This is a genomic window from Corynebacterium sp. UMB6689 (genome assembly GCF_030215295.1).
Classification (GTDB): Bacteria; Actinomycetota; Actinomycetes; order Mycobacteriales; family Mycobacteriaceae; genus Corynebacterium; species Corynebacterium aurimucosum.
The window spans coordinates 59,883-71,738 of the sequence record NZ_JASOLS010000014.1 but is presented as its reverse complement, the minus strand read 5'-3'; the positions used below and the strand labels follow the sequence as shown (position 1 = coordinate 71,738).

Here is an 11,856-nt window from a genome sequence, read left to right as displayed (position 1 = left end):
GCGGAGGTAGGTTTCGATATCCCCCATGAGCACAGAGACTAAAACAGCACCAGCAACCCCGCAACCGGAGGAAGAAAATTCCTGGATAGAAGGGTGCGTCACGGGTAACGGGAGGAAGGTTGGCCACAGGCGGGGCTAATGCTGACAAAGGGTAGGGGACGGGATTAACTGGGTGAACGGTGGCTGCGGACAGGGGGAGGCTGGGTGAACGGTGGCTGCGGGCGAGAGGATGTGAGCCATGGCGGGAACGGCGGCGTGTGGCGCCTAGGAGCGCTCCGCAGGAACGGTGAGGGGCGCAGCCGGAGAAGGGAGAATACGTTCGGCGGAACAGATATAAGAAAAGCCCCTCGGGGGAGGGGCTTGGCGGCTACATTTCGGTCAGGGAGCGGTCACCTGACCATTCGATGTGGAATGTGCCGTCCCGGTCCACACGCTTGAAGGTGTGGGCGCCGAAGAAATCGCGCTGGCCCTGGATTAGAGCAGCAGGGAGGCGCTCGGCTCGCAAGCTGTCGTAGTAGGAGAGGGAAGAGGCAAAGACCGGAACCGGCAGGCCCAGCTGCGTTGCAGCAACGACGACGCGGCGCCACGGGTCGATGAGGTTCTCCAGCTCGCCCTTGAAATACGGGTCCAAAATCAAGGCAGGCAGGTCGGCATTGTTGTCGTAGGCCTCACGGATGCGGTCGAGGAACTTCGCACGAATGATGCAACCACCGCGCCAGATTGTAGCCAAGTCACGTGGGTCCACGTTCCAGCCGAACTCCTCGGAGCCAGCCTTGATCTCATCGAAGCCCTGAGAGTAGGCAATGAGCTTTGCGGCATACAGTGCACGGCGAACGTCTTCGACGAACTCGGCCTTATCTACGTTGAGCTCGGTAATGGTTCCGGAGGGCAGCTGGCCCTCCTGGGCAGCTGCACGCTGAGCGGTGGCAGAGGAGAGCGCACGCGCGAACACCGATTCCGCAATGCCAGTGATCGGCACGCCCAGCTCGAGGCCATTAATGGCGGTCCAACGGCCGGTGCCCTTCTGGCCGGCGGCGTCCACGATGACGTCGACAAGCGGGGCACCTGTCTCCGGATCCTTTTGTGCCAGCACTTCGGCGGTGATCTCAATGAGGTAGGAGTCCAGGTCGCCGGCGTTCCACTCGCGGAAAACCTCAGCGATTTCAGCTGGTTCCATGCCTGCACCATAACGAAGCAGCTGGTATGCCTCACCGATAACCTGCATGTCGGCGTATTCGATGCCGTTGTGCACCATCTTGACAAAGTGACCCGCGCCATCCGGTCCAATGTGGGTCACACATGGCGTTCCGTCCACTTCTGCTGCGATCGATTCAAGGATTGGGCCCAGGGTCTCCCAAGACTCTGCTGGGCCGCCAGGCATGATGGACGGGCCATTGAGCGCGCCTTCTTCACCACCGGAAATTCCCGCGCCGACAAAGTGACGGCCCTTAGCCGCCACCTCCTTCTCACGGCGAATGGTGTCCGTGAATAAGGCGTTGCCGCCATCAATAATAATGTCGCCCTCATCCATCGCCTCGGTGAGCTGATTGATGACGGCGTCGGTAGCCGCGCCAGCCTGCACCATGATGATTGCCTTGCGGGGGCGCTCGAGGGAGGCAACGAAATCTTCGACAGTTTCGGACGGGATGAAGGTACCTTCATCACCGTGCTCACTGATGAGCGCGCGGGTCTTTTCCGGACTGCGGTTGTAGACCGCGACGGTATTTCCGTTTCGGGCAAAGTTACGCGCGAGGTTGGAGCCCATTACAGCGAGGCCCACAACGCCAATCTGAGCGAGATCTGTCTTTTCAGCAGTTTGAGTCATGTCCACCATCCTACGTCACCGATATCCACTAACCTGGTGTGGCATGAAACACTCTGAAATCTTTGAAAAGTTTGTCGCGGTATCCCAAACACGGCCGCTCAACGCCGAGGAACTTGACCTCATCAACTCTCACCCACAGGGGCTTGCCGGGCTCATCGGACTGCGCTTCACACACATCTCGGCTGATGAGATTCGCTCCGAGGTCGACGTCGTTCCAGACCACCACCAGCCGTGGGGCGTGGCGAATGGCGGGCTTTTCTGCACGATTACGGAGTCCACTGCATCTGTCGGCAGCCTCATTCTCGCGGGCAAGCCTGTCGTCGGTGTTAACAACAACACCGACTTCCTCAAGCCGGTAGCCGAAGGCACCGTCACCGCCGTCGCTACGCCCTTGTACAAGGGGCGCCGCACGCAGCTGTGGGAGGTTAAAATCAGCCAGGGCGATGTGCTCCTCGCTGCTTCTACGCTGCGCACCATGGTGGTGCAGTAGTTCCTTTAGAGCCAGTTGTTGCGGCGGAACCACCACCACATTCCGGCCACAACTAACACCATGAGGCCGATTGCGCCGTAATAGCCCCAGGGAAAATGCAGCTCCGGCATGACATCAAAGTTCATACCGTAGATACCCGCCACGAGCGTTGGCGCGGCCCACATGCCAACCACCGCGGAGATCGTGCGCATGTCGGAGTTCTGTTGCATGCTGATTTTGGCCACGGAGGCGTCGATAAGCGAGGTCAAGCGCTCGTCGAAGCCCGCCACGTGGTCTTGGACCACAAGTTGGTGGTCATTGACGTCCCGGATATAGGAGCGAATCGTCTTCGGAATAAGATCCTTGTGGTCTGCGACCATCGCGCGCAATGCCGGGGAAAGCGGCACGATGGCGTGCTTCATCTCCAGAATCTCACGCTTAAACATGTAGATACGGTCAATGTTGGGCAGCGAATTCGGGGTGAAGATTTCTTCTTCTAGTTCGTCGACCTCGATGGCGATGAGGCGGCAGATCTCCGAATAGCGGTCCACCATCATGTCCAGAATCTTCCACGCGAGCGATATGGGGCCCTGCTCAACTAGGTCCTGTTCATCCTGAATCACGTAGGCTAAGTTGGGCAACTTGGCAGAGTGGCGCACCGTGATGATGAACGTATCCCCGATGATCATTTGGATTTCACCCGTGGAAATGATCTGGCGCTTGTCGGCCACTTCGTCGTGGTCACGGTAGTTCACCGACCGTGCCACCACAAAAAGCTGGTCATCGTAGCGCTCTAATTTCGGGCGCTGGTGGGCCTGGACCGTGTCTTCAACGATGAGTTCGTGGATGCGGAACTCAGCCGCCACCTTCGTCATCTGGGACTCTAAGGGCTCATGCAGGCCTACCCACACGAAGCCGCGGCCGTATTCTTCCACGGTTTGCAGCGCGCTGTGCGGGGTGAACTCACCGGGCAGTGCCTCGCCGTCGATGAACACTCGGCAGTGCTCAATGGCGCGCTCGACAGGCACAGAAAAACTCGGCGAATTATTGTCCGAAGTGTTTTTCTTGCGTGGCTTGAATGGTGACGGTACAGATGGCATCGTGTCTCAGCCTCCTTCGCTTCGTATAGGCGTTTTATAAGAGCGGCTAAATCTTACACCTCTAAAGGCCTATACTCGTTGTCATGCCTACCTGGAAAGAAGTAACTGCAGCGAATCCCGCCCATTCCCACAACTTTGCACGGAAATGGAAGACGCTACGGGCCCAGGGCAAGGATATCGATGGGGAAGCCCGGCTTATCGACGCCATGAGTGAACGCCACTCCCGCGTTCTCGACGCCGGCTGCGGTTCCGGACGTCTTGGCGGTGAGTTGGTAAAACGCGGGCATACCGTCGTGGGCGTGGACGTCGATCCCATCTTGATCGAACATGCGGTCAACGATTATCCGGAGGCCCGCTGGGAGGTAGGTGATCTTTCCGAGGAGGAAATCCCCGAGAATAACTTCGACATCGCCGTGGCTGCGGGCAACGTCATGACTTTCATTGCTACCGAAGGGCGTGAGGCGGCCTTGCGCAATGTGTTTAACGCGCTACGCCCCGGCGGCCGCTTCGTCGTCGGTTTTGGCGAGGGCCGCGGCTGGGGCTTTGAGGACTTCCTCGACCTCGCTCGCTCACTGGGTTATCGGGTCGATTTCATCTTTGCATCCTGGGACATGAAGGTCTTTAAGGAGAATTCCACCTTCATGGTGGCCGTGCTTACCCGCCCAGGCGCCGATCTGCTGGGCTAACTTTGTGCCTCCGCGGCGAGGCGCCGGAGCCGGTGGCCGTGGTCAACAGGGCCGTGTCCGTGCCCGACGTGGAGCGCATCCGCATGCACGATCGCCTCGTGGAGCCATTCAGTTGCCCATACCAGTGCCTCGTCGAGGGAATGGCCCGCGCCCAAACGCGCCGCTAGGGCAGAGGACAGAGAGCAGCCGGTGCCGTGCGTGTTCTTCGTATCAATCCGCGGGCAGGGCACGCGCGTGATTTCGCCGGAAGGGCTTACGGTCGCGTTATCGGCCTGGGCACCATCGAGGTGCCCGCCTTTGACTACGACCCACGTGTCGTTCTCGTGGGCCCACTTGGTTGCAACAGAAAGAGCATCATCAAAGGTGCGCGGTTCTGCTACGCCCGCGAGGACTGCAAGCTCCGGCAGGTTGGGGGTGACCACTGTCGCGCGGCAAGCCAGCTCACGTACTGCGCGTTCCGCCTCCGGCTCGAGCAGGCGGTCACCGCTGGAGGCGACCATGACCGGATCGCAGGCCACGGTCACACCCGCGGGGAGGGAAGTAATGAAGTCGCTCACCGCTTCGGTAATGGCAACAGAGCCCAGCATGCCGATCTTGACGGCGTCGATAGTCACGTCGTCCTTGACACTTTCCAGCTGTTCGCGCAGAAAGTCCACCGGTGGGGTGTGGATAGCGCGCACGCCCTGCGTATTCTGCGCCACCAGGGCGGTCACCACGGCCATGCCGTAGGCCCCAGCGGCCTCAAAAGACTTGAGGTCGGCGTGAATACCAGCGCCGCCCGTGGGATCGGTGCCGGCAATGCTGAGGACACGAGGCAGCGCAGGTTGGCTCACGGTTTTCTCCTTAAGCTAGGCTGTTCTTCCCTCTACCGTACATGGCCAAAGAGAAAGGAGAGAGGATATATCCTCTCTCCTTAAAAGACGCGTAAGACCTAGTGGAGGTCGCGGTCAATCACGTTGCGAGCAACGCGCTGCTGCTGGGTGATCTCCAGATTGCCGCGGTCGCGCGAGAAGGCGTTGAGCAGCCAGTGCAGCGCAACGAGGGTGCGGCTGCGGAAGCCAACGATGTAGAAGATGTGCAGACCAAGCCAGGAAATCCAAGCCGGGAAACCAGCGAACTCAGTCTTGCCCAGCTTGACCACTGCGTTGAAGCGGGAAATGACGGCCATGGAGCCCTTGTCGAAGTACTCAAACGGCTCGGCCTCGTTAGCGGTGGACTCTTCATCAATCTTGGCCTCGATGAGCTTGCCCACGTGGTTGCCACCTTGGATGGCCACCTGGGCCACACCCGGAAGGCGGTTGAGGGAAATCATGTCGCCGACGATGTAGACATTCTTGTACTCACCAACCGTGAGGTCCTCGTTGACAGAGACACGGCCGGCACGGTCCGCCTCCACACCTGCCTGGTCAGCGATAAGCTTGCCCAACGGGGAAGCAGCGACACCTGCGGACCAGATCTTGGTCGCGGCCTCGATGCTGACCTCTTCCTCAGTCTTCATGTTCTTGTAGGTGACGGCGTCAGCGGTGACGTCGGTGACCATGGCGTTGAGGCGCACGTCAACGCCCAGCTTCTCCAGGGTGCGCTGAGCCTTGCGGCCGAGGCGCTTGCCAAACGGCGGAAGGACCTGCGGGGCACCATCCAGCAGGTAAATCTTGGCGGAGGAAGAACCGAAGTTGGAGTATTCGCCAGCAAACGTACGCTGTGCCAGCTCAGCAATCTGGCCGGTGAGCTCAACACCAGTCGGGCCAGCGCCGACGATGACGAAGGTCAGCAGCTTCTCACGCTTGGCAGGATCTTCTTCCAACTCAGCCTTCTCGAAGGCGGAGATGATGCGGGAGCGGATCTCGAAGGCGTCGTCAAGCGTTTTCATGCCCGGTGCGTGCTCGGCAAAGTGGTCGTTGCCGAAGTAGGACTGACCAGCGCCGGCGGCGACGATGAGGGAGTCGTAGCCGTAGGTGCGAACCGCGCCGTCGAGCTCGGCGGTGACGGTCTGATCCTTGATGTTGACGTCGGTAACCTCACCGTTGACGAAGTTGACGTTGTCCTGGTGGCGCAGGATCTGACGCGTGGACGGGGCGATCTCACCGGCGGAGATGACGCCGGTGGCGACCTGGTAAAGCATCGGCTGGAAGAGGTGGTGGTTCTTCTTGTCGATCAGGGTGATCTCAACATCCGCGTCCTTGAGCTTCTTAACGGCGTTGATGCCGCCGAAGCCGGCACCGATAACAACGACGTGGTGGCGGCCGTTACTAGGACGGTAGGGGGTGTGCGCCATGGTGATTGAATACCTTCCTTAAGAAAGCTAGATTATTTTACCCGAGTTAGTCTAAACCTTTCTAGCGGTACATGCATACTTTATGGGTTATTAACTGGCTTTTTAGGCCGCGCCTCCACCTTTTCGTGGCTCGCCCGTTTTAGTCTAAGAAAATACGTGTGTGCGATGAGGAAGGCTGGCTAGAGCGTGTATTCCCACTTGGCTTCGATTGACGCTGCGGCGTGGCCGGGCGTGGCCACCGTCCCTTCTTCACGCCTGCTGCGTTTCAAAAGCGACCGGTCGGAGGCGGAATTTGCGCAGGCGTGTTCCAAAGCTGGGGTCGAGTTGGACGGCGAGGACCCAGATCTAGCCGTGCTTCACGACGCCCTCTTCTCCCGCATCGCCGATTCAGGCTGGCTGGGCTTAGCCGAGTCTTATATGGCAGGGGAGTGGACGACGCCCGATTCCGATCGTTTGGTCAAAGTTCTCCTGCGGCTGCTGGGGGTGGGCTACTGGCCGAAGGCGAAAGAGCTTGCGGTGGAGACTTCGAGCCCGGGCGAGCTGCCTCTTGATGTGGTGAAACTGTATGCGGGTGATTCCCTCAGCCATTCGGGCGGCATCTTTGCTAGCGGCGTTCCCACAACGGTGCGTGAAGCGGTGCGCAGCTATAGTGCGCGGGTGGGGAGCAAAGAACCCAAAGAGCACTTCGTCGATGTGACAAGTGTGACCGAGCCGACGCACACCGACCGTGAGGACTTGGGCGATGCGCAGCGCCGCGCTGCACAGTGGCTTCTCGACGCCACCCGCACCGGCGCCGGCACACATCTTCTGGTTTATCCGGCGACTGGTCTGCAGGTAGCAATTCAAGCCGTTGCCCGGCGCGCCACCGTTGACGTCCTTACGGGGGATGCTGAGCAGCAGGCGCTGTTCGACGAACAACTACTCCTTGAGGGAGCCGCTGGTTCTGTCCATGTGCAGGGCATCGAAACAGCGTTGCCCAATCCGAAGCAGTGGCGCGGGCGCTATGACGCGATAGTGAGCGTGGAGAAGCTAGAGACGCTATCGTCTCCCGAGCGTCGGCGCTATGTGCAGATGCTGGATCGCTCGCTGGTCAACGGTGGGCGAGTGGCCATGGGATCGCTCTTTGCTACCGAGGCGATGACTCCGGCCGCCCAGTCCGCGATTCAGGTTCTGCGAGCTTATATATGGCCTGGTTTGGATTACCCGACGCTGGAGGAGACCCACCGACTCTTCGATAGGCGCTCCAACCTGCGCATCATCGCTCAGACCCACACCGGAACCCACTACCTGGAAACGCTTCGTTACCAGCGCAGCTTCTTCGACGGGCGGCACCGCGAAGCTGCGGCAGCGGGCTTCGACCAGGTTTTCCGCCGCCTTTGGACGTTCCAGTTTGCTCTCCGCGAGGCGCTGCTCACCTTAGGGATGCTGGATGCGGTGCACGTGGTGGCGACCCACCGCAACCGCGGAGGCCGCCGTTAAGCGTCACCTCTTCTAGGGCGTGACGACCGGACGGGAGGCCCGTTCCAACAGCACTGCGATTGATTCATAGGTCCGTCCGGAGATCATCTCCAGGCCCATCTCGCAGGTGCGGTTATCGGAGACGAAGGCGTCGAAGTGTTCCGTGTCGAGAGAAACGCGCTCCTCGCGTGTGGCGGACTCGACGAGCTCCGGGTGCAGCATGACACGGTCACCGGCGGAGCCACAGCACATCGCGCCCTCCGGGACTTTGGCAGAGCCGCAGAGGTTTGCCAGGTCAACGAGCGCTTGGCTCATGCCCATGTGGTCAGTCGAGCAGGTTGGGTGTACGGCGATGCTGCCCATGTTTTTCACGATGGGCAGGTGTGGGGCGATTTCATCGCGCAGCCATTCCACGACATCGAGGATGCGCAGATCCTCCCAAAGCTTGCGGTCAGCAGGGGAGAGCACCTCAGGAACGGAATCTAGCAACCCGTGGGTGCAGCTGGCAGCATCGACCACGATGGGCAGCTGGCCGTGCTCCGACCAATGCCAGAGGTCGCGCACGATCTTTTGAGCCTGGTACTCAAATCCTTCCTTGTAGCCCTTGGACGACCACGGTGTACCACAGCAATCGCCCGCGACGTCCTCCGGAATCCACACTGGCTGGCCAGCGCGGCGTCCTAGTTCCACGATGGCGCGCGGGAGGTCGACTGAATCCTTGGCCGCGCCGGCTGGGCGGCCGAAGATGCGGTTGATGCAGGCAGGGAAGTAGAGTGCGCCAGCGCCCTCGCGCGGGGTTTCCGGCAGACGCGATGCGGCCTTCGGAAGCGGCCCCGGGACGGTGGGCAGCAAGTCGGGAGCTACCACGTTGCGAGCCATGTTGGCGCCCAGCTCGAGGGGCTTGTGGGGAATCTTGTTGGCGGAGATGATGCCAGCGCGGGCAAGCTTTTCCACCAGTTCCCAGCGCTGCGCCGTCGTCAGTGCCACCTTCTCGCGGGCCGGGGTAGCCTGTTGCGCGCGCAGCTGCTTCATGACCGCACCTGTATCGATGCTAATCGGGCAGGGGATAGAACAGGTGCCGTCTGCGGCGCACATGTCGACTGCGTCGTACTGGTACTCCTTCTGTAGCTGCGCCAGCACCTCCGAGCCTTCTTGCTGCCGGGCCATCTCGCGGCGCAGCACGATGCGCTGGCGTGGGGTCACCGTGGCGTGGCGCGAGGGGCAGACAGGCTCGCAGAAGCCGCACACCACACACGGGTTGATTTCATTCTCGACCTTCGGGAAGGACTTGAAGTTGCGCAGGTGGATGGTTTGGTCGCGTGTAAGCTTCACGTTCGGCGCCAGGATGCCCTTGGGATCGATCATGTTCTTGACTTCCCAGAACAGCTCGAAGGCCTCTGTGCCCCACTCGTGCTCCAGGAAGGGAGCCATGTTTACGCCGGTGCCGTGCTCGGCCTTCATTGAGCCCTGGTACTTATCAATGACCAGCTCGGCCAGATCATCCAAGAACGCGGCATAGGACTCGCGCTCTTCCTCGACATCAAAACGCGGGGTGAAGAAGAAGTGCAGGTTGCCAAAAGCAGCGTGCCCCATGACGGATTCCGGGTAGCCATACTTGGCCTGCAAGTCCAACAGGTCTGCTGCGGCTTCGCCAACCTGAGAGGGCGGGAAGCAGACATCCTCGGTGATGTACGCCGTGCCGTTCGGGCGGTCTGCGCCCAGCAGGCCATAGAGGCCGTTGCGCAGTTCCCACGCACCGCGCATACCTTCTGCGGTGGTGAGGAATTCGAGGGGGCGGAGTAGTGGGGCGTCGGCAAGCACGGTGCGTAGGCGATCCATGGCCTTGTCCAAATCTGCCTCGTCGCTGCCGCCCACCTCGACGAGGAGTGCCGCGGCATCATCATCAAGGTTGCGCCAGGATTCCGGCGCATGCGCATAGTGTTCGGCCGAGCGGCGCATGACCGGGGCGACCAGGAGTTCGCAGGCTTCCGCGCCGGTTTCCATGATGGGGTGCACGTAGTTTGCGGCATCACGCAGGTTGGGCAGCTCGACCCACGTCGTGGCCTTCACACGCGGTAGCTTCACCGTGCGGATGACGGATTCCGTGATGGCGCCGAAGATGCCCTCGGAACCGATGAGCAGGCGCTTGAGGATGTGCACGGGCTCATCCTCGTCGAGGAAGGCGTCGATACGAAGACCATTGGTGTTGCGGATGGAGAACTTGGTGCGCAGGAAGTCCACCATCTCGGTATTAGCGCGCAGCTTGTCGCGGAAGGCCAGTAGATCGGCGTGGAGCTTCGGCTCCTGCTTGCGGAAGACCTCATCACCGCGCGAAGTATCCACGATGGTGCCCGAAGGTAGGACGAAGATGAGCTCTTCAATGCTGTGGTAGCTATCGCGCTCTAAAGAGCAGCGCATGCCGCCGGAGTTATCGGCCAGCACGCCACCGATGGTGCACACGGACGTGGATCCCGGGTCCGGCCCCAGCATGAAGCCGTGGCGGGAGAGTACCGCCTGGGCATCGCCCAAGATGACGCCGGGGCGGGACCACAGCTTGCGGCCTTCTTCGCGCACCTCCATGCCGCCGAAGTGGGTTTTGACATCGACGAGGATGTCATCGCCCATGGCCTGGCCGTTCAGCGACGTTCCTGCTGCGCGGAAGGTCATGTGGCGATCGTGAGTATCGCAGTACTTCATCAGCGCAGCGAGGTCCGTGGCGTTGCGCGGGGAGACCACGATGTTCGGGATGGAGCGGTAAGGGCCGGCATCAGAGGAGAAGCGCACGAGGTCGCTGAGACGTCCGTGCACGTTCTCGTGACCAACGATGGCTTCCATGTCCGCCACCAGCTCGGCGGGGGAGCCGTTCTTGTAGTGTGCAGAAACCGCGTCGGCCTGGCTCGTGGTGCCGGCTGGGCGGGAGAAACGAGAGGAATCGGGGCTTAAAAGCTTGGACATATTTCTAATCTATCGCGTGACAGTAAATCTGGACCAAAACGGGTACGTGAGGTTCATCATATGGGATACTCAATTCATCTAGTGAGACATACTCTGGAAAGGAAACACCATGACGAACCCGCGTACAGAGGGGGAGACCGGCGAGAAACTCGCCGTCTACATCTTTCCCATCGTTATTATTGCCTGCGCCATTGTCGCCTTTGTGAGTCCCAGTACCTTTGAACCGGTGGGGCAGTACACCTCGCAGTTGCTCATGGTCATCATGTTTTCCATGGGCCTTACCCTGACTATTCCGGACCTGGCCCTAGTGGCGAAGCGCCCGCTGCCCATCTTCTTGGGCGTTATTTGTCAATTTGCCATCATGCCGACGAGTGCTGTGCTCGTGGCGAAAATGCTAGGGCTTTCCGACGCCGCCACTGTCGGCCTGATCCTCCTCGGGTCTGTGCCCGGCGGTACTGCCTCCAATGTGATGGCCTACCTGGCTAAGGGCGATGTAGCGTTGTCGGTGGCGATGACTTCGGTGTCAACCCTCGTCTCGCCGATCATGACGCCGGTGCTCATGCTGTGGTTGGCGGGACAAACCGCAGAGGTTGACGGTGCCGGCATGGTGTGGTCGCTGGTCCAGACCGTCCTCATTCCGGTGGGCCTGGGCCTGTTGCTGCGCGTGATTGCTACTAAAGCTGTGGACAAGGTTCTGCCGGCCTTGCCGTGGGTGGCCATCGCTGGCATCGGCGGCGTGGTCATGGCGGTGGTGTCAAAGTCCCAGGACAAGCTCGTGACCGTGGGGCTCGTGGTATTCGTGGGCGTGGCTATCCAGAATCTCATCGGATTTCTTTTCGGCTACTATCTGGCGAAAATTGCTCGCCAGCGCGAGGCAGCGGCACGCACCACGGCAATTGAAGTGGCGACCCAGAACTCCGGTCTGGCCTCGGCATTGGCGCTGCAGTTCTTCACTCCGGAGGCGGCGATTCCGGGTGTGGTCGCCGCGGTGTGGGCAAATATTACTGGTGCGCTCTTCTCCGCCATCGTGCGCCGTAAACCCATCGAGGAAGATGCGAAGGCTGCTGAAGCTGCTGTTACTGCGTAGT

9 protein-coding genes are annotated in these 11,856 nt (G+C 60.6%); 4 read left to right on the top strand and 5 right to left on the bottom strand.

The genetic code is table 11. The features are described 5' to 3' along the window. Positions 1-367: 367 nt before the first annotated feature. Positions 368-1,825 carry an NADP-dependent phosphogluconate dehydrogenase gene (gndA, locus tag QP363_RS08980; protein WP_070446654.1) on the bottom strand — a complete coding sequence of 486 codons (1,458 nt, stop codon included), beginning with the start codon at positions 1,823-1,825 and terminating at the stop codon, positions 368-370. Between the two features lie 43 nt (positions 1,826-1,868). Here gndA and QP363_RS08975 point away from each other — a divergent pair, with 43 nt between their 5' ends. Continuing rightward, entirely contained in the window at positions 1,869-2,315 is a 447-nt protein-coding gene (locus QP363_RS08975) for a PaaI family thioesterase (protein WP_284764096.1), read from the top strand. Between the two features lie 5 nt (positions 2,316-2,320). On the opposite strand, the gene corA is transcribed toward QP363_RS08975, so the two are convergent. Continuing rightward, positions 2,321-3,394: a magnesium/cobalt transporter CorA gene (gene corA, locus QP363_RS08970; RefSeq protein ID WP_144657811.1), complete on the bottom strand. Its 1,074-nt coding sequence runs from the start codon at positions 3,392-3,394 to the stop codon at positions 2,321-2,323. An 83-nt stretch (positions 3,395-3,477) separates the two neighbouring features. On the opposite strand from corA, the gene QP363_RS08965 reads away from it, so the two are divergent. Then, positions 3,478-4,080 carry a bifunctional 2-polyprenyl-6-hydroxyphenol methylase/3-demethylubiquinol 3-O-methyltransferase UbiG gene (locus QP363_RS08965; protein ID WP_070643622.1) on the top strand — a complete coding sequence of 201 codons (603 nt, stop codon included), beginning with the start codon at positions 3,478-3,480 and terminating at the stop codon, positions 4,078-4,080. Here QP363_RS08965 and thiD read toward each other — a convergent pair. Both thiD and QP363_RS08955 read right to left on the bottom strand, forming a co-directional pair. Then, positions 4,077-4,913: a bifunctional hydroxymethylpyrimidine kinase/phosphomethylpyrimidine kinase gene (thiD, locus tag QP363_RS08960; RefSeq protein ID WP_284764093.1), complete on the bottom strand. Its 837-nt coding sequence runs from the start codon at positions 4,911-4,913 to the stop codon at positions 4,077-4,079. The two genes, QP363_RS08965 and thiD, sit on opposite strands and share 4 nt — an antisense overlap. A gap of 98 nt (positions 4,914-5,011) precedes the next feature. After that, positions 5,012-6,355: an NAD(P)/FAD-dependent oxidoreductase gene (locus QP363_RS08955; protein ID WP_070643616.1), complete on the bottom strand. Its 1,344-nt coding sequence runs from the start codon at positions 6,353-6,355 to the stop codon at positions 5,012-5,014. A 186-nt stretch (positions 6,356-6,541) separates the two neighbouring features. On the opposite strand from QP363_RS08955, the gene QP363_RS08950 reads away from it, so the two are divergent. After that, on the top strand, positions 6,542-7,834 hold the full coding sequence (locus tag QP363_RS08950) for a class I SAM-dependent methyltransferase (RefSeq protein WP_284764091.1): 1,293 nt from the start codon (positions 6,542-6,544) through the stop codon (positions 7,832-7,834). Positions 7,835-7,846: 12 nt separating this feature from the next. Here the strand turns inward: QP363_RS08950 and QP363_RS08945 are convergent, their stop codons facing one another. Next, positions 7,847-10,768, bottom strand: a complete 2,922-nt coding sequence (locus QP363_RS08945; RefSeq protein WP_284764089.1) for an FAD-binding and (Fe-S)-binding domain-containing protein — start codon at positions 10,766-10,768, stop codon at positions 7,847-7,849. 109 nt (positions 10,769-10,877) lie between these two features. On the opposite strand from QP363_RS08945, the gene QP363_RS08940 reads away from it, so the two are divergent. Then, positions 10,878-11,855 (top strand): bile acid:sodium symporter family protein, encoded by a 978-nt coding sequence (locus QP363_RS08940; RefSeq protein ID WP_070643609.1) that lies wholly within the window; start codon positions 10,878-10,880, stop codon positions 11,853-11,855. Position 11,856: the final 1 nt, after the last annotated feature.

Excerpts from the sequence above, each read along its gene's own strand:
- gndA (WP_070446654.1), bottom strand. The coding sequence starts at position 1,825 with ATGACTCAAACTGCTGAAAAGACAGATCTCGCTCAGATTGGCGTTGTG.
- QP363_RS08975 (WP_284764096.1), top strand. The coding sequence starts at position 1,869 with ATGAAACACTCTGAAATCTTTGAAAAGTTTGTCGCGGTATCCCAAACA.
- corA (WP_144657811.1), bottom strand. The coding sequence starts at position 3,394 with ATGCCATCTGTACCGTCACCATTCAAGCCACGCAAGAAAAACACTTCG.
- QP363_RS08965 (WP_070643622.1), top strand. The coding sequence starts at position 3,478 with ATGCCTACCTGGAAAGAAGTAACTGCAGCGAATCCCGCCCATTCCCAC.
- QP363_RS08955 (WP_070643616.1), bottom strand. The coding sequence starts at position 6,355 with ATGGCGCACACCCCCTACCGTCCTAGTAACGGCCGCCACCACGTCGTT.
- QP363_RS08945 (WP_284764089.1), bottom strand. The coding sequence starts at position 10,768 with ATGTCCAAGCTTTTAAGCCCCGATTCCTCTCGTTTCTCCCGCCCAGCC.
- QP363_RS08940 (WP_070643609.1), top strand. The coding sequence starts at position 10,878 with ATGACGAACCCGCGTACAGAGGGGGAGACCGGCGAGAAACTCGCCGTC.